Raw genomic sequence first — 17,541 nt, 5'->3', positions numbered from 1 at the left:
GCCGGGCCCCCGACAGCGGCGTGCTGTCGGGGGCCCGGTGTGCTCCCCGGCTACGGCCGCCCGAAGTGGGTCGGGTAGTAGCCCGAGTTGAGCGTCGATATCCGAACGGTCTTGCCCGGCCGGGGTGCCTCGACGAACTTTCCGCCGCCCAGGTAGATCCCCACGTGGTGGATCCCCGAGGCCCGGCCGCTGTCCGACCAGAACACCAGGTCACCGCGGCGCAGTTGGCCCGCGCTGATCGGCGTGGTCGCCGCGTACTGGTCGTCGGCCACCCGGGGCAGGCCTATCCCGCTGCGCCGGAAGGCCTGCTGGACCAGCCCGGAGCAGTCGTAGCCGGACGGACCGTCACCGCCCCAGACGTACGGCTTGCCCAGCTGGGCGAGCGCGTAGTCGACGGCCGCCTCGGTGGTCCCGGCGGTCGGGGTGGTGTCCGGGGACGGGCGGCTGCCCGACCCGCCGGAGCCCTGGTCCGATCCGCCGCCGGACTGGCCGGTGCGACTGGCGTAGACGTCGTAGTGGCTGGTCCAACGCCACTCGCCGCTGCCGTTCTTGAACCAGTACCTCGACCCGTCCCAGCCCTGGCGCAGGCCCCAGGAGGAGGCCGAGCCGTTCGAGACGGTCTTCGAACCGGACGAGCCGGACTGGCCGGTTCGACTGGCGTAGACGTCGTAGTGGCTGGTCCAACGCCACTGACCACTGCCGTTCTTGAACCAGTACTTCGACCCGTCCCAGCCCTGCTTGCCGGCCGCCGCCTGCGCGGAGCCCGCACCGGCCGTCAGGCCGACCACGCCGGCACCCGCCAGCACGGTGGTGGCCAGGCAGGTACTTCGCACGGCCCGGTGTATTCGGCTGCCACCGCCGACCGCGGCGTCCCGGGCGGTGCGCGGCCGGGCCGCGCAGTTCGGGCAGCCGCAGCCCGTGATTGCGGGGATGCTGCCCAGGCGCTCCTCGAAGCCGATCAGACCAGGATCGGCGTCGGAGCCGGTGCCGGGTTCGGCGTACGCGCCGGTGGCTATCCTCATGCGGGTCGTCCTTCCTTCCGCCCGGCCCGGGCGGCCGGGGGCGGTACCGAGGCGGCCACTCCGGCCGGGGCGACGAAGGCGACCAGCAGCTGTTCCATCAGCGCGCTGCGGGCGGCCTCGTCCAGTTCGTGCGCGGTCGCGCGCTCCAGGCGCCGGACGGCCAGCGCCGCCGCCTCCACCGCGTCGTCGACCAGGACGGTCCGCAGGCCCGCGTCCAGGTCCGCCAGCCGGCGGCGGCGCATCGACTCGGCCACCTCGGGCGCGTAGTCCAGCGCCAGCGGCTGCACCGAGTAGACCTCCAGGCCCGCCGGGGCCGCCTCAGCGGCCAGCGCCCGGGTGAGCTCGTCGGCGAACCACTGCCCGTCGCGCAGCGCCGGGCCGGGCGCCGCGTTGCTGTCGCACGGCAGCGTGGAGGCGGTGCGGGTGAGCACCGCCTGGACCTGCTCGCGCAGGTAGCTCTCGTGGTCCTCGATCGCCAGCAGCGCCCGCGCGGTGTCCTTGACCCGCCAGACGATCAGCAGCCGGACCACGATCGGGGTGCCGGTGCGGTCGACGACCTTGACCGGCTCGCTGCGCCAGTGCCGCAGCCGCACGTCGACCCGGCGGCGGCGCAGCAGCGGGTTGACCCAGACCAGGCCGGTTCTGCGCACCGTGCCCCGGTAGCGGCCCCAGCGGCTCAGCACCCGGGTCTCGCCGCCCGCGTTGGCCAGCAGGCCGGCCAGGGCGAGCACCACCAGCAGCCCGGCGGCGCTGACCGCGGCGATGGCCTGGGCGTCGATCCCGGCCCGGCCGCTCGCCAGCGCGGCGGGGCTGCGCAGTTCGGGCAGCCCGTCCCAGCGCGGGAGGACGCCGGTGCGCAGCAGCACGTAGCCCACCGCGGCCAGGCCGAGCAGCACCACCAGCAGCGCGACCCAGCCGGGCAGGACGGCGGCGGTGTACTCGCGCAGCGCCCGGTCCGCCCGCGGGGGGCGGCGCGAGGTGGCGACGGCGGGGGCATCGGCCGGGCCGAGCTCGGGGAGCTCGACGGTCTCCGGGGCGACGGCCTCCAGCGGGTCCCGCCGGTCGACGGGACCGGCCGGGGACGGCGCGGGGACGACCGCCAGCGGGGCCGTGGCCGGACCGCCGTCGACCGGGCCGGCCGGGCCGACCGGCTTGGATGCCTTGACGGTCGAGACCTTGGGCAGCGGGCTGGCGCCGGAGGCGGAACGTTCCGGCAGGGCCGGGGGGAACGCCTTGGGCAGGTGGTCGGGTCGCTGCGAAGAATCGCGGGTGACGTCCATGCACGGATCCTCTGGGTCTGGTGTGTCGCGCAACGGGCGGCCCGGATCTGACGGGCAGTGCCAGAGTCAGGCTAAGTTCATACGTCATCAAATGCGACATTTGAGCCGAGGTGTGTCGACAATTGCTGACGAATCGTCCAAAGCTGACCTGACGCGCAGGCACATGGTCGGTTGGTCGGGACGGTTCGGCGCAGGTCAGCGCCGTCGGGCACCGGATCCACGGGCGAACACCCGACGGGTGATCAGCCCGATTCCGGCGAGCACCAGCAGCACCCCGGCGAGCAGGCCGTGCCGGCGGGCCTCCCTGGGCCGGACGGCCGCCGCCCCTTCGGCCGGGGGTGCCGGCAACGGCCGGGCAGCGGTGCCGCTCGCCCTGGATCCTTCCTGTTCAGCGGCCGACGGCGGCTCGGCGGCGACCTCCGACGGGGACGCGGCCACCGGGGCCGGGCGGCCGCCGGGCGAGGCGGCCAGGGCTCTCGACGAGCCGACGCCCGGGGACGGCACCGCACTCCCGGACGGCGGGGCGGGGACGGCGGAGACGGCGGGAACGAACGGAACCGGCGGACGGGCCGAAGCCCCGGGGGACGTCGGAGCGGCCGAGGCCCCCGCAGGGACCGCAAGGACGGACGTCACCGACGGCACCGGCACCGGGGGCGTCGCCGGCGCCACCAGCACCGACGGCACCACCGGCGGCACGACGACCGGCAGCAGCCCCACCGGAATCGGCGGGAACACCGGCACCTCGCTCGGACTCGGCGACCCGACGACCGTCGGCGCCACCACCGCCGACGGCGAAGCCGAAGCCGACGGGCTCGCACTCACGCTCGCACTCGCCGCCACGGACGCCGCCCCACTCGCCCCCGACGGAACCGCCCCTGACGGACCGACCATCGAAGGACTCACCGCCGAAGGACTCACTGCCGAAGGACCGGTCGCGGACGGACTGACCGCCGGAGGACTGACCGCCGGAGGACTGACCGCCGGAGAGCTCGCCGCCGAAGGGCTCACCACCCCCGCAGCCGCCACCCGCACCCGCACCGGATCCGCCGAAGTCCCGTTCCCCGCACGGTCGGTGACCGTGACGGTCAGCCACTGTTCCCCGTCCGTCAGGTCCCGGCCGGCGGTGCAGCTCCAGCTCCCGTCCAGCGCCGCCGTGGCCCCGCAGAGCACCGTACGGTCGCCGCCCGCCGTCGGAGCGGCCGCGACCTGCACGTTCGCCCCCACTTCGGCCCGTCCGGCGAGCTTGGGCCGGCTGACCCGCAGGACCTCCCCGGGCGCGGGCGCGGTGAGCACCGGCTTGTCCGGCGGCACGGTGTCCACGACCAGCGCGACCGGCTGTCCGGGCGTCCGGTTCCCGGCCGCGTCGACGGCGACGGGGGCGAGCTGGTGGCTGCCGTCGGCCAGGTTCTCGACCGGCAGGCAGGACCACCCGCCGTCCGGGTGGACCGCGCTGCTGCACAGTTCGGCGGAGGCGGGGGTGGACGCGGGGGCGGACCGGTCGGTGACCGAGACGGTGCTGCCGGCCTCGCCGGTGCCGGTGAGTTGCAGCCCCGGGTCATTGGTGTAGGCGGGGAGGGTGAGCACCGGCGCGGTCGGCGGGGTGGTCTTCACGGTGACCTTGGCGGGCTCGCCGCGCAGCACCACGCCGCCGGTGGTGGTCTCCACCGGGGTCAGGGAGTGCGGCCCGGCGGCGAGCGCGCTGCCGGGGCGGCAGGACCAGTCGCCCTTGCGCTCGACCTTGGCCCGGCAGAGCACGGTGTCGCCGTCCCGGATCTCCATCGAGGCTCCGGCGACGGCGCCCTCACCGCTGATCCTGGGGCGGGCGTCGGCCAGCACGGTGCCGTCGACCGGCTCGGCGACCTCGGGCCGGGCGGCGCCGACGGTCAGCTTGATCCGCTGGTCGGAGACCTCCCCGGAGTCGGCGAAGCCGCCGGAGGGCACGAGTTGGGTGGTGTCGCGGCCGATCCTCAGCCGGGCCCAGGTGTCGCCGGAGGCGGCGCCGGCCGGCACCGTCCACTCCAGCGTCGCGGTGTCGGCGCCGGCCGGGATCTCGGTCTGCACCCGGTCGGCGGGGTCGAACCGGCCGCTGTGGTCGAAGTCGATCCAGCCGGCCAGGGTGGCGGGCTGGTCGCCCACCGCGACCGGGACGGTGACCCGGTAGTACCGGCCGATGGCGGCCTCGTCGGGGAAGCCGAGCGAGGGGTCGGCACCCTGGTACTCGCCGCGGCCGGGCTGGAGTTTGGGCGGCGGCGGGCTGCCGGCCGGGCCGGCGGGCAGGCTCGCGAAGGGGTTGCCGCGCCGGACCGCGTCGTGGTCGAGCTCGACCAGCGGCCGGTCGGCCGGGGCGGCGGCGGGGCGGCGGCGGTCGCGGTGGCCGGGGCCGGTGGCGTCGGCGCCCAGGAAGAGGTCGGAGAGCACGTGCGAGGCGTTGCCGTAGGCCTGCGGCGCGGTGCCGAGATCCTCGTCCACGGTGACGGTGTAGGCCTGCCGCAGGACGGGCGGCGCGGTGGTGCTGCCGGCCCGGGGGGTGGAGCGCTGCTCGATCCGGAACACCGCGGTGCGGACCGTCCCGGTGAGTTCCAGGGTGCCCTCGGCGGCGGAGCCCGCGGCGGCGTCGGTGGAGCCGTCGGTGCCTGCGGGTGCCAGGGCGTTGCCGTCGACCGTCCAGCCGGGCCAGTCGGTGCGCCCGATCAGGCCGGGGGCGGCGGGGGATCCGCCGGTGAGGGTCAGTCGGGCCGCGGTGCTGGTGGTGCCGGAATTCCCGGTGGCGACGGCGGCGAGTCCGCTGAGGTGCAGCCGGGGATTGCGGACCGGCCGGGAGAAACCCAGCCGGAGGGTTCCGACGGTCCGCCAGGAACCGTCCGTCTGCGGACGGTCGGGGGTGAGGAGGAAGGTCTGGGCCGGGTCTCCGGCGTGCATTCCGTCCGCGTACCCGACGGAACGCCCCCCTCCGGAACGATCCGCCAATCGGCCCGCCTCGGAGGTGACCGCCGTTCCGGTTTCGGCCGTGAGGTCGAGCTGGACGGAGAGTCCGGAGGGCAGCACCGCCCGGTGTTCGGCCGACCAGGAATCAGGGGCCTGCCGGGCCGCCGAGAGCGGGGCGTTCCAACCGTTCAGCGCCCCGGCCGTGAGAACGGCCAGGACGGCAGCTGTGCGGGGAAACTGTCGGCTCATCCGGCTCTCCTTCACGGTCGGCTGCCGGGGCGGCGGGCAGTCCGGGCACAAGATCCGACAAAACGGAATCACGATCCTGGACCGGTCATACTCCGACACCTGCGCTTTTGGCCGCGTCCCACCCGATTGGCGGCCATCCGGGCGGCAGGACGGGATGTACCCGAAACGACTGCATTTCATCCATTAGGCGGCAATGGATCCCGCCGGGAACGCTCGGGCCCACCCGAATGGCGGAGAGAGGGTAATTCCGGCTGATCAGACGGACACCAGTGTCCGGTACCTGACCATTCATCGAGGAACGCTGTTCGAATTACCCGCCTGCTCAGTAGAGTCGGGCACCGTGACTATGGACCCCGTACTCGTCAAGCGCAGTTTCGCCGCGGTGGAGCCCCACGGCCCGGTCGTCGCCGAATACTTCTACCAGCACCTGTTCGAGCACAATCCCGGTGTCCGCGGCCTCTTCGCCGAGCACCTGGGCGAGCAGCAGGACCGGCTGTTCGCCGCCCTCGGCGCGCTGGTCACCCACCTGGAGGACACCGACACCGTGGTCGGCCTGCTCCGCGACCTCGGCGCGCGGCACGCCCGGTACGGCGCGCTGGCGGAGCACTTCCCGGCGGTCGGCGCGAGCCTGCTCGCCACCCTCGCCCACTACGCCGGCGACGCGTGGACCCCGGAGGCCGAGGCCGCCTGGACCGCCGTCTACGGAGTGGTCAGCGACACCATGGGCGCGGCCCTCACCGAAGCCCGGTCGGTCTAGCCGGGAGCGGCGTGGTGGCCTTCGACCCCGCGGTCATCCGCGCCAGCTTCGCCGTCGTGGAACGCCGGGCCGACCACCTGACCACCTACTTCTACGCCCACCTGTTCAGCCACAACCCCGGCCTGCGTCCGCTCTTCCCGGCCCAGTTGCACGAGCAGCGGGACCGGCTGTTCGCCGCGCTCACCCGGATCGTGCTGCAACTGGACGAGCCCGAGCGGCTCACCGCGTACCTGCGGGCGCTCGGGCGCGACCACCGGAAGTTCCAGGCCGCGCCCGAGCACTACCCGGCCGTCGGGGCCAGCCTGATCGCCGCGTTGCGGCAGTGCTCCGGCCACTCCTGGACGCCGGAGACCGAGAGGGCCTGGTCCGAGGCCTACACCGTGATCGCCCGGATCATGTGCGGGGCCGCCGGGGAGCTCCCGGAGCACCACCCCGCCTGGTGGGAGGCCGAGGTGGCCCGCCGCCGCCGGGCCGCGCCCGACCTGGTCGTGCTCACCCTGGCCCCGATGCGCCCGTACCCCTTCACGGCCGGCCAGTACGTGACCCTCAGCAGCCCCCGCAGGCCCCGGGTCTGGCGGCCGTACTCGCTCGCCAACGCCCCGCGCCCGGACGGCAGCCTGGAACTGCACGTGCGGCGGGTGCCCGGCGGGCTGCTCAGCCCGGTCCTGGTGGAGGACGTGATGCCCGGCGAGCTGCTGCGGCTCGGACCGCCGCTGGGCGAGGCCGTGCTCGCCCCCGCCTCGGACCGGCCGCTGCTGCTGGTCGCCGCGGGCAGCGGCTGGGGGCAGACCAAGGCGCTGCTGGAGGAGCTCGCCGCCGGGCAGCCGGAGCGGGTGGCCACCGTGCTGCTGGCCGCCCGGTCGACGGCGGGGCAGTACGACCTGGACACCGTGCGGCGGATGCTCACCCGCCAGGCCCGGCTGCGGGTGCTGACCGCCGCCCCCGACCGGCCCACCGGCCCGGGCCAGACCACCGCGCTGCTGCGGGAGACGCTGCTCGGGCAGGGCGACTTCACCGGCTGGGAGGTCCACCTCTCCGGGCCGCCGGAGCTGGTCGCCGAGCTGGCCGGACTGCTGCTCGCCCTGGGGGCCGCCCCGGAGCTGGTCCGGCACGACCCGGCGCCGGTGACCTTCAACCGGGCCCGGCCGCTGACCAGCTCGGACTGGTTCCTGGACCGCCGGGACGTGCCCTGGATCAACCGGACCGACCTGGAGTGACCGGCGCCGCTCAGCGGCGGAAACCGTGCCCGGAAAACGGAGAAGCCCCCGGCCGGTGGCCGGGGGCTTCTCGCTGGTGCGCTCAGCAGGATTCGAACCTGCAACCTCTTGATCCGTAGTCAAGTGCTCTATCCGTTGAGCTATGAGCGCAAGGAACGGGCGAACCCGATCTTGCGGAGTTTGGTGCGCTCAGCAGGATTCGAACCTGCAACCTCTTGATCCGTAGTCAAGTGCTCTATCCGTTGAGCTATGAGCGCTCGCCCTGGTGAACCATGCCCCCGGGGCGTTGCGTGGACAACATTACATGACCTGCGACGTAGGACGAAATCGATTGATCCGACCCCGGGACGGCCACCCGGGGCCCCGTCCCGGCCGGCCGGCGAACGGGCCCCGGACATGCGAAGAGCCCCGCCGACGTGATCGTCGACGGGGCTCCCCGGCTGGCGGAGGCTGAGGGATTTGAACCCTCGATCAGGAATAACCCCGAAACCGCATTAGCAGTGCGGCGCCATAGACCGGACTAGGCGAAGCCTCCCCACATGGACCGTACCCGCGCGAGCGGACCCGTTCCGTGTGTCAGTGATGATGCCACAACCGTGGGGCTCGGCACCAACCACCGCCAACGTTACTAGGCGGGTCACTCCCGCCGCAAAGAAGAATGAGATACTGCCGACTCCGGAGGAGCTGCCTTGAGCCGAGGAGACCTGTCGACGTGAGCAGCAGGCCGATCCGAGGCGCTGCTCGCCTCGACGCCATACTCGACGCCCTGCCCGAAGCGTTGTTGCTGGTGAACAGCAACGGCACCGTGGTGGACGCCAACAGCGCAGCGGTCCAGGCGCTACAGGCGCCCGGCACCTCGCTGGTCGGCATGGGCGTGCTCGGCCTGCTGCCCGAGTTCGATCCCAGCCGGATCCCGGGCTCGATGCGCCCGGCCACCCGCGACGCCGACGCCCTGGACCGTCCGGTCCGGATGACCGCCCACCGCACCGACGGGACGACCTTCCCGGTCGAGGTCTCCGGCAACGACTTCGCCACCGACGGCGGCGACGGCTACGGACGCTCCCCCTACGAGCCCTACCGCGACGGCCCCCGCGCCTCCTCGTCCTCCGACCTGCTCCTGCTGCTGGTCCGCGACCTCTCCGGGCGGCTCGGCGTCGAGACCGAACTGCGCCGCCAGCACAAGCAGACCGAGATGATCCTGCGGGCCGCCGCCGAGGGCGTGCTCGGCGTGGACCTCGAAGGCCGCTGCGTCCTGGTCAACCCGGCCGCCGCGCACATCCTGGAGTACCGGGCGAGCGAGCTGGGCGGGCGCGAGCTGCACCCGCTGATCCAGCACTCCCGGGCCGACGGCACCCCGCTGTCGCTGGAGGAGTCCGCGCTGCTGGACACCCTGACCTCCGGGCGCAAGCACCGGGTGCGCGGCACCGTGCTGTGGCGCAAGGACGGCCGCCCGGTCACCGTCGACCTCACCACCGCCCCGGTCCGGGACGGCGACGAACTGGTCGGCGCGGTGATGACCTTCACCGACCGCAGCCGCGAACTCGCCCTGGTCGCCCGCAACGAGCACCTCACCGCCGTCCTGGAGAACGAGCTCGGCGGCGCGCTGAGCGCGCTGAACCAACGGCTGGACCGCCTCGCCGCCGACCCGGCCGGGCAGCTCTGGCCCGAGGCCAACTGGACCCTGCGCCGGCTCGCCGACGAGTGCCGCCGGTTCGGCAAGCTGATCGACGGCGTGCTGGAGCACCAGCGCTCCGAGGCCGGCGAGGGCGCACCGGCCGAGGGCCGGGACGGCAAGGACGGCAAGGACGGCAAGGGCGGGCGCAGGACCGCGAAGCAGGTCCCGGTCGGCCTGGACAAGGTGGTCCGCCGGGCCGTCGAGGAGGCCGGCGAACTGGTCGGCCCCGGCCGGGTGCGCTTCTCGGTGCACGCCGCCGCGGTCGAGGTGATCGCCGACGAGCGGCGGCTCGCCCAGGCGCTGGCCCACCTGGTCGCCGACGTCAGCGGCACCGGCCTCGCGCTGGACGCCCCCACCGCCCCCTCCCCCGGACTGTCCGTCCCCGGACTGTCCGTGCCCGGGCTGGGCGGCCCGCCCACCCCGCCGGCTCCCGCCGAACCGCCGACCGTCGTCCTGGCCGCCGCCCAGCGCGGCGAGGTCGCCCGGGTCGAGATCCGCGGCCCCGGCGTCGGCGGCAGCCCCGTCCACCTGCCGATAGCCCGCGCGGTGGTCGAGCGCCACGGCGGCGTGCTCCAGCCGCACGAGCTGCCCGGCAAGGCCGGGACCACCTATGTGGTCGAGCTGCCGCTGGACCCGGCCGCCGCGAAGGCCGCCGCCGAACGCGCCTCCGCCGAGGGCCGCTCGGACCGGCCCAAGGAGGGCGACAGCGCCGTCCTGCCCGAGCTGCCGGGCATTCCGCAGCTGCCCACCAGCGGCGACGCCGCCGAGTCCACCCGGCCCGCCCCCGTCTCCGCCTCCGGCACCCCGACCGCCACCGGCACCCCGACCGGCTCCGGCCGCCCCGGCGACGCGCCGGTCACCCGGGAGGCCGCCGAACCGGAGCAGGCACCCGCCGAGGAGGCCCCGGCCGAGCGCCGCGGCCGCCGCGGCCGGCCCGCCATCGAAGCCGGGCCCTCCGGGAGCTCCGCCCCGGCCGCTCCCGCCGACCAGTGGCCGAACGCCCCCGCCCGGGTCGAGCGGGCCGTCCCCGAGCAGTGGAACGGCACCGGCAACGACCCCGCCTACGGCCGCCCCGGCCCGACCGCCCCGGAGGCGGCGCAGAGCGACCCCTGGGGCAAGGACGACGGCCGCTCCGGCCCCGCCTACGCCGTACCCGTGGAGGGCGCGCGCCCCGCGCAGAGCCGGCCGGCCGGCCGTGAGCCGCTGGCGCTCGGCCCGGCGCCCGCCGACGCCGCCCCCGCCTCCGCTCCCACGTCCGCTCCCGTCGAACCGCAGCCGAACGGCACCGCCGAGGACGGCGGCGAGGCCAAGCCGCGCAGACGCCGCGCCCTGCCCTCCGCCGAGGACTCCTCGGGCGGCTTCGCGCTCCCCGGCGTGGGCGACACCCCGGTCTACCCCGGCCTGGAACACGCCCTGCCCGCCGGTCCGGCACCCGCCCCGGCCGAACCCGCCGTCGCACCGACCGGCCGCCGCCGCCGGCTCTCCGTACCGCCCGGGCCCGGCGCCGACGCCCCGGCCGGAGCACCCGCCCCGCAGACCGGCGGCGCGCTGGAGCCGGCCCGGCCCGCGCTGCCCGCCGCCGAGGAGCCGGGCGGGCCCCGCCCGGTCGGCAGCGGACTGGCCGAACTGGCGCCGCCGCGACCGTCGGCCGCCCCGGTGCCCGTCGCCCCGCAGCCGCCCGTACCGGCCGCGCCGCGCGCGCTGGCCGAACTGCCCGCAGCCCGGAGCGACCGCCCGGACGCCGAGCAGCCGCAGGCCGCGTCCGGTGAACTGGCCAACACCCGCCGGCTGCTGGTCTGGCCCGAGCCCGACCCGGCCACCGGCCAGGCGCTCCAGGCCCGCGGCTACCTGCCGGTGATCGTCCGCTCCCGCGAGGAGGTGGACGCCCAGGCGAACGCCTTCCCGGCGGCGCTCTTCGTCGACCCGCTGACCGGCCCGATCACCCGCACCGCGCTGCAGTCGCTACGCACCGCGGCGCTCAACAGCCGGGTCCCGGTGCTGGTGACCGCGGGCCTCGGCCAGGCCACCCGGGACGCCGCGTACGGCGCCGACCCGGCCGTGCTGCTGCGCGCCCTGGCCCCGCGCGACGGCGAGCACCACGCCCCGCGGGTGCTGCTGGTCGAGGGCGATCCGGACATCGCCGCCGCCATGATCAGCAGCCTGGAGCGGCGCGGCATGCACGTCGAGCACGCGGTGGACGAGAACGACGCCGTCGCCCGGGCCAGCAGCGTGCAGCCCAACCTGGTGGTGATGGACCTGTTCCAGATCCGCCGCCGCCGGATCGGACTGCTGGACTGGCTGCGCGCCAACGACCGGCTGCACCGCACCCCGCTCGTGGTCTACACCTCGGTGGACCTCGACCCGCGCGAACTGCCCCGGCTGCGCACCGGCGAGACGGTGCTGTTCCTCGCCGAGCGCTCCACCAGCGAGGACGTCCAGTCCCGGATCGTCGACCTGCTCGGGCGGATCGGCGCGATGGGCGAGGCGGGCGTCGCCGCCGCGGGCTGAGCCCGGACGTGCCGGAGGGCCGGCCCCCGTCCGTACGGGGCCGGCCCTCCGGTGTGTCCGCTACTCCTTGCCGAGCGTGGTGACGTCCAGCTCGTCGGCCGCGTAGCTGGCCCGGATCACCTTCTTGTCGAACTTGCCGACCGAGGTCTTCGGGACGGACTCGACGATCGCCCAGCGCTCCGGCAGCTGCCAGGAGGCGATCCGCCCGGCCAGGAAGGCCCGCAGCTCCCTGAGCCCGACGGCGGCGCCCGGGCGCAGCACCACGGTGGCCAGCGGGCGCTCGCCCCACTTCTCGTCCGGCACCGCGACCACGGCGGCCTCGGCCACCTCGGGGTGGCCCATCAGGGCGTTCTCCAGCTCGACGGAGGAGATCCACTCGCCGCCCGACTTGATGACGTCCTTGGCCCGGTCGGTGAGGGTCAGGTAGCCGTCGGCGGTGATGGTGCCCACGTCGCCGGTGCGCAGCCAGCCGTCCTCGGAGAACTTGTCCTCCGGGCGGACCGGGTCCTGCCCGGCGCCGCCGTAGTAGGCGGCGGCGATCCACGGGCCGCGGACCTCCAGTTCGCCGGCCGAGACGCCGTCGTGCGGCATCCGCTCGCCGCCCGGGCCGATCAGCCGGGCCTCGACCGAGGCCGGGAAGAGGCCCTGGGTGATCCGGTACGGCCACTCCTCCTCGGGGGTGAGGCCGCCCGGCGGCTGGGCGAAGGAGCCGAGCGGGGAGGTCTCGGTCATGCCCCAGGCGTGCAGCACCCGGATGCCGTGGCGGTCGTCGTAGGCCTTCATCAGCGAGGGCGGGCAGGCGCTGCCGCCGATGACGACCATGCGCAGGCTGGAGGTGTCGTAGTCGCCCGCGTCCAGCTCGTCCAGCAGGCCGCTCCAGATGGTCGGGACGGCGGCGCTGACGGTGGGGCGGACGGCGGCGATCATCTCGGCCATCGGCTTGGGCTGGAGGAACCGGTCCGGCATCAGCAGGTTGGCGCCGGACATGAAGGCGGCGTGCGGGATGCCCCAGGCGTTCACGTGGAACATCGGGACCACCGGCAGGGCGGTGTCGCGCGGGGTGAAGGCGAAGTTGTCGCCGGTGTTGACCTGCATGCAGTGCAGGTAGATCGACCGGTGGCTGTAGAGCACGCCCTTCGGGTCCCCGGTGGTGCCGGAGGTGTAGCAGAGCACGGCGGCCCGGCGCTCGTCGATGTCCCGCTGCCACGGGAAGTCGGTGGGCCGGTCGGCGATCAGCTCCTCGTAGTCGTGCACGCCGCCGACGAAGCCGGCCAGCACCGAGCGGTCGCCGGGGCCGGCCACCACGATGTGCTTGAGCGTGGGCGCGAGCTGCGGCAGCACGGCGGCGAGCAGCGGCAGGACGCTGCCGTTGACGACGATCACGCGGTCGGCGGCGTGGTCGATGATGAAGGACAGCTGCTGGGCGGGCAGCCGCAGGTTCAGGGTGTGCAGCACGGCGCCCATCGCCGGGACGGCGAGGTACGCCTCCAGGTGGAAGTCGTTGTTCCACATCAGCGTCGCGACCCGGTCGTCGCCCGTCACCCCGAGCTCGTCGCGCAGCGCGTGCGCCAGCTGCGCGGCGCGCGCGCCCACCTCGGCGTAGGTCCGGACGACCGGACCGGTCGCGTCCCAGGTGGTGACGGTGGAACGGGCGTGGACGGTGGACCCGTGCTCCAGGATCCGGGCGACGGTGAGCGGTACGTCCTGCATCGTGCTGAACACGGGTCCTCCTCGACCTGGCGGCACTGGCGGTGCCACGGCATTTCCTACCGGGCGGTAATGCGCGTGGACGTGCCCGATTGTGCCGTTCCGTCCGCCCGCTGTCAGCATCCGGAACCCGTTGCACGGATCACGGGACCGGCCGGACGTACCCGGTCAGCCGGCGGTCGGGCCGTCGACCCGGTCGCGGTCGACGGTGAGGGTCTCGCCGGCGTAGGTCTCCTGGACGTTGCCGTGGTACTGGTGGACGCGCTGGTGGGAGGCCCAGAGCTGCGGGCCGAGCGGGCCGGAGGAGGCGGTGTCGGCGTGGTCGTCCCAGCGGGCGTACCAGACGGCGTCCGGGAGCGGGGCGCTGCCGGCCCGGGCGGCGGCGGCCAGGTCGGCGACGCCGGAGTCGAGGCTGGAGTAGAAGCCGGAGCGGTAGCCCGCCGCGTGCAGGGCCTGGGTCCAGCCGAGGGTGAAGTCGACCACGGCCCGGCCGCAGCCGGCGTCGTGCATCGGGTAGGCCTCGATGTCCAGGTAGACCGGGGCGCCCCGGCCGAAGCCCAGTGAGCGCATCGCGCGCACGGCCTCGCCGGCCTCGTCCCGGCCCTGCTGGACGGCCTCGGCCGGGTCGATCCGCCGGGGCTTGCGGCTCGGATCGGCGCACGGCGCCTGGAGGCCGACGTGCACCGGCAGGAACCGCCAGCCCATCGAGCGCGCCTGGTGGATCCAGTCCGCGGTGAGCCGGGGCTGGGGGCAGCCGCGCTGGGAGCCGCTGACGTAGATGCCGACCGCCCCGTACGGGGAGGCGGCGCGCCAGGCCCGCAGGGCGTCGGTCGAGGGGGCGGTGCAGACGTCGAAGGCGGCGCCGCTCCAGGTGTCGCGGAACCGGGGCGGGCCGATCCGGTCGGGGAGCCGGACGGCCCGGATGCGCGGGAGGGCGGCGGCGGCCGGGACGGAGGCCTCGGCGCTCACGCCCGTCCCGCCGGTGGCCAGCAGGAGCACGAGGGAGGCGGCGAGGAAGGCCGCCGGGCGGAGACAGCGCACCCGGCCTTGATACTGACGGACCGTCGGACGAACGCGTCCGCCACGCCGCGCGGCCCGTTCGAGTCCACCCTTTCGGGCGCACCCGTCCGCATCCGTCCCGGTTTCCGTGAACGGGCTGTAACGAGCTTGCTGGTTGGTCACTCCTTACGGCAAACTCGTCAGCATGCCCAGCTCCCATACCGGCGAAACCGTCGCCCCCACCTCGGCCGCCGCCGTCGCCGAGGCCCTTGCCATGCCGCCCGCCCCCAAGGGCGAGCCCGCCGGCGAGCGGGGCAGCTGGCGACGAGGTGGGGAGCCCGGTTCCACGGCGCCCCCGGGGCTCCGCCCCGGCCGGTCCACCGGCCGGATCGGCAAGGCCCTGCGGCGCCCGGACAGGATCCCGGCGCCGCTTCTGTGTCTGGTCGCGATGTTCCTGGTGCAGACCGGCATCGCCCTGTCCAAGCCGCTGTTCGGCCCGCTCGGGGTCAGCGGCACCACCTTCCTGCGGCTGGGCTTCGCCGCGGTGATCCTGCTCGCCGTCACCCGGCCCCGGCTGCGCGACAAGCGCCCGCGCGACCTCGCCGCGGCCGCGCTGCTCGGCATGGCCTCCGCCGGGATGACCTTCCTGTTCGCCGGCGCGATCGACCGGCTGCCGATGGGCACCGCCGCGACCATCGAGTTCCTCGGCCCGCTCGCGGTCGCCCTGGTCTTCGCCCGGCGGGCCAGCCACCTGCTCTGGGCACTGCTCGCGGCGGCCGGGGTCGTCCTGCTGACCCTGCTCGGCGAAGGGGACGGCGGCGGCTCGCTCGACCCGGTCGGCCTGCTCTACGCCTTCGGCGCGGCCGGCTGCTACGCGCTGTACATCCTGTTCACCGACAAGGTCGGCGCCGCCTTCCAGGGCTTCCAGGGACTGGCGGTGTCGATGACGGTCGGTGCCCTGTTCCTCGCGCCGTTCGGGCTCGGCGAGGCCTGGGACGGGCTGACCGCCCCCGGTGCCTCGCCGCTGGTGCTGCTCGCCTCGGCGGCCGGGGTGGCGCTGCTGCTGCCGGTGCTCCCGTACGCGTTGGAGATGACGGCGCTGCGGCGGATGCCCCAGCGGGTGTTCAGCGTGCTGGTCAGCCTGGAGCCGGCGGTCAGCGCACTGGTCGGGCTGGTGGTGCTCGGCCAGCTGCTGGGCGCCGCGCAGCTGGCCGGGATCGGCTGCGTGGTCGCGGCCAGCGTGGGGGCCACGCTGACCGGACGGCGCTGACCGGACGGGTCTGACGGGACAGGCCTGACGAGAGGGGGCCGACCGTGCGCGGCCGGCCCGCACGGCAACGGCGCTACGGCCAGAGCAGGGTGCGGGACCACTCCGGGGTGCGGACCGGGCCGGTACGGGTGTAGCGCAGCCGGACGTGCCGGCGCTGGGCGTCGCCCTGCCAGAACTCCACCTCGTGCGCCCACAGGGTGTAGACCGCGTGGCCGGGCGCGACGGCGTCCGGGGTCGCCTCCAGCCGGCGCCGGGCGACCGCCACCGCCTCGTCGTACTCGGTCAGCTCGCCCAGCGGCTCGCTCTGCCGGCCGACCAGCGCACCGACCCGGGCGGCGGGCGAGCGGGTGGCGAACTCCGCGGCGGCGACCAGGTCGGCGGCCCGCTCGACGCTGCCGCGCACCCGGACCTGACGGCCCAGCTGCGGCCAGTAGACGTTCAGCGCGGCGGCCGGGTGGTGGGCGAGCTGGCGGCCCTTGGGGCTGTCGGCGGCCGCGGAGAAGTTCCAGCCGGTGCCGGCCGCGTCCACGTCGCGCAGCACCAGCACCCGGGCGTCCGGCATGCCGTCGGCGTCGACCGTGGCGAGGGTGAAGGCCTGCGGGTCCAGCACCCCGGCGTCGAGGGCGGTGGCGAGCCAGTCCACGAACAGCGGGCCGGGCTCGGCGGGGGCGGCCGCGGGGTCGAAGGAGGGCAGCGGGCGGGCCATCGGCGGGCGGCCGAGCAGCAGTTCCGGGACGGACCTCGGCCCGGGCCGGCGCTCGTCCAGTGGTGCCGGGCACGGCTGCGGCTGCGGCTCCGGTGCGGGCCTGGCCCCGTCCGGGCCGGTCAGGCCCTCGTCCTCCGCCGCCATCGCGCGCCTTCCTTCCGATTGCCGCGGTCGCCGCCCCGACCGGGCCGTCCGTTCCGGGCCCGGGCACGTGGAGCGCTGTCGGAGCGCAACCGTACCGCCGTGGACCGACGGCTCCGGGCGCGGGCCCTCGCTGGAGGGATCCGGGCCGCTCGCGGGGGGCGGGGCGCGTGCGGGCGGGGCGTACGGACGGGCATAGGGGCCGGGCGTGCGGGCGGGGCGTGCGGGCGCGGGTGGCGGGCCGGTGGGGACCCGGGCCCGGACGCACTCGTGGGCGGTGCCGATGGCGGCACCGCCCACGAGGCCGGTTTCGCGGCGACCCTTTCCGCTGGCCGGTCCATGCGTTCGTCCGGTCTCCCCGGTCCGCCCGGGGCGGGAAGCCCGCCCGGCGACCGTTCCGAACCCCACCGCGGATGCTCAGCTCACCCGCGGCCGTCCACCTCCGGCGCCCCCGCCGGCAGTGGCACCCGGGGCCGTCAGGAGAAGATCGGGGCGAAGATGACGTTGATGTTCTTGTTGCCCTGACCGGCCAGGACGTTGCCCGCGTTGTCCTTCACCGCGACGGTGTTGTTCTGGTTCGAGGCGCCGGCGCCGGTGGCCGTCTGCTGGTTGGAGACGTAGTTGCCGTCGAGGCCGCCGAAGATGTTGCCGGTGCCCGTGTTGGACACCACGCCGGCGTTGGAACCGGCCGCGGCGCCCGCGCCGTTGTCGGCGGCGGCGACCCCGGCACCGGCCAGCAGCAGACCGGCCGCCAGCGGGGCGGCGAGCAGGAACCCGGACACCCGGCGGGTGTTGAAGCGAGCCATGTGAGCCTCCAAGAAGCCGTTAATCGTGCATTGGTCGAGCATGGTGCGGGGGTTCGCCGGCCAGACGAACACCTGCGGGCTGCGACGCCGGGAGCCAGACTTCCGCAACAAATCGACAAAGCACTAGTCGGCGGAGCAGTTTTCGCCCGTTAGCGTGATATCCACCCGGGCCGCGCATAACGGGCGGAAGATCGGACAGTGCGCCGACACACCGCTACTGAGCTGGGCCTTCGCCCGTTCGGCGGCCTTTCCGCGGAGGTCGGACGACGGCGCGTCGGT

Annotated in this window: 11 protein-coding genes and 3 tRNA genes; 4 read left to right on the top strand and 10 right to left on the bottom strand. The window is 75.1% G+C overall.

The features are described from left to right. Positions 1 to 50: 50 nt before the first annotated feature. The 3 genes from ACFV8H_RS04270 to ACFV8H_RS04260 all read right to left on the bottom strand — a co-directional run bounded on the left by ACFV8H_RS04270 (position 51) and on the right by ACFV8H_RS04260 (position 5,476). Entirely contained in the window at positions 51 to 1,022 is a 972-nt protein-coding gene (locus tag ACFV8H_RS04270; protein ID WP_380396441.1) for a C40 family peptidase, read from the bottom strand. After that, complete coding sequence (locus ACFV8H_RS04265) at positions 1,019 to 2,302, bottom strand: SPFH domain-containing protein (RefSeq protein ID WP_380396440.1); 1,284 nt, start codon at positions 2,300 to 2,302, stop codon at positions 1,019 to 1,021. The genes ACFV8H_RS04270 and ACFV8H_RS04265 overlap by 4 nt, the downstream gene beginning before the upstream one ends. A gap of 195 nt (positions 2,303 to 2,497) precedes the next feature. Beyond that, positions 2,498 to 5,476: an Ig-like domain-containing protein gene (locus ACFV8H_RS04260; RefSeq protein WP_380396439.1), complete on the bottom strand. Its 2,979-nt coding sequence runs from the start codon at positions 5,474 to 5,476 to the stop codon at positions 2,498 to 2,500. A 346-nt stretch (positions 5,477 to 5,822) separates the two neighbouring features. Between ACFV8H_RS04260 and ACFV8H_RS04255 the strand changes: the two genes are divergently transcribed. Together ACFV8H_RS04255 and ACFV8H_RS04250 are read left to right on the top strand one after the other, a co-directional pair. Beyond that, on the top strand, positions 5,823 to 6,233 hold the full coding sequence (locus ACFV8H_RS04255) for a globin domain-containing protein (protein ID WP_380396509.1): 411 nt from the start codon (positions 5,823 to 5,825) through the stop codon (positions 6,231 to 6,233). A gap of 14 nt (positions 6,234 to 6,247) precedes the next feature. Continuing rightward, a complete protein-coding gene (locus tag ACFV8H_RS04250; protein WP_380396438.1) occupies positions 6,248 to 7,450 on the top strand; it encodes a globin domain-containing protein in 1,203 nt (400 codons plus the stop codon). Positions 7,451 to 7,524: 74 nt separating this feature from the next. Here the strand turns inward: ACFV8H_RS04250 and ACFV8H_RS04245 are convergent. The 3 genes from ACFV8H_RS04245 to ACFV8H_RS04235 all read right to left on the bottom strand — a co-directional run bounded on the left by ACFV8H_RS04245 (position 7,525) and on the right by ACFV8H_RS04235 (position 7,985). After that, positions 7,525 to 7,600, bottom strand: a tRNA-Arg gene (locus tag ACFV8H_RS04245). Between the two features lie 31 nt (positions 7,601 to 7,631). After that, positions 7,632 to 7,707, bottom strand: a tRNA-Arg gene (locus ACFV8H_RS04240). 184 nt (positions 7,708 to 7,891) lie between these two features. Next, positions 7,892 to 7,985 (bottom strand) — tRNA-Ser (locus tag ACFV8H_RS04235). A 177-nt stretch (positions 7,986 to 8,162) separates the two neighbouring features. Between ACFV8H_RS04235 and ACFV8H_RS04230 the strand changes: the two genes are divergently transcribed. Further along, positions 8,163 to 11,633 (top strand): PAS domain-containing protein, encoded by a 3,471-nt coding sequence (locus ACFV8H_RS04230; protein WP_380396437.1) that lies wholly within the window; start codon positions 8,163 to 8,165, stop codon positions 11,631 to 11,633. A gap of 60 nt (positions 11,634 to 11,693) precedes the next feature. On the opposite strand, the gene ACFV8H_RS04225 is transcribed toward ACFV8H_RS04230, so the two are convergent. Continuing rightward, entirely contained in the window at positions 11,694 to 13,355 is a 1,662-nt protein-coding gene (locus tag ACFV8H_RS04225; RefSeq protein WP_380396436.1) for a long-chain fatty acid--CoA ligase, read from the bottom strand. A 153-nt stretch (positions 13,356 to 13,508) separates the two neighbouring features. After that, the gene (locus ACFV8H_RS04220; protein ID WP_380396435.1) at positions 13,509 to 14,381 is read right to left on the bottom strand and encodes a DUF1906 domain-containing protein; all 873 of its coding nucleotides are present in this window, start codon (positions 14,379 to 14,381) and stop codon (positions 13,509 to 13,511) included. A gap of 163 nt (positions 14,382 to 14,544) precedes the next feature. Between ACFV8H_RS04220 and ACFV8H_RS04215 the strand changes: the two genes are divergently transcribed. Continuing rightward, entirely contained in the window at positions 14,545 to 15,609 is a 1,065-nt protein-coding gene (locus ACFV8H_RS04215; RefSeq protein WP_380396434.1) for a DMT family transporter, read from the top strand. A 73-nt stretch (positions 15,610 to 15,682) separates the two neighbouring features. Here the strand turns inward: ACFV8H_RS04215 and ACFV8H_RS04210 are convergent, their stop codons facing one another. Together ACFV8H_RS04210 and ACFV8H_RS04205 are read right to left on the bottom strand one after the other, a co-directional pair. Beyond that, positions 15,683 to 16,459 (bottom strand): pyridoxal 5'-phosphate synthase, encoded by a 777-nt coding sequence (locus tag ACFV8H_RS04210; protein WP_380396433.1) that lies wholly within the window; start codon positions 16,457 to 16,459, stop codon positions 15,683 to 15,685. Between the two features lie 473 nt (positions 16,460 to 16,932). Continuing rightward, on the bottom strand, positions 16,933 to 17,262 hold the full coding sequence (locus ACFV8H_RS04205) for a hypothetical protein (protein WP_380396432.1): 330 nt from the start codon (positions 17,260 to 17,262) through the stop codon (positions 16,933 to 16,935). Positions 17,263 to 17,541 lie beyond the last annotated feature (279 nt).

This window comes from Kitasatospora sp. NPDC059827 (assembly GCF_042731675.1).
Lineage (GTDB): Bacteria > Actinomycetota > Actinomycetes > Streptomycetales > Streptomycetaceae > Kitasatospora.
Note: the sequence above shows the minus strand (reverse complement) of the source record. Positions and strands in the feature narration are given on the sequence as shown.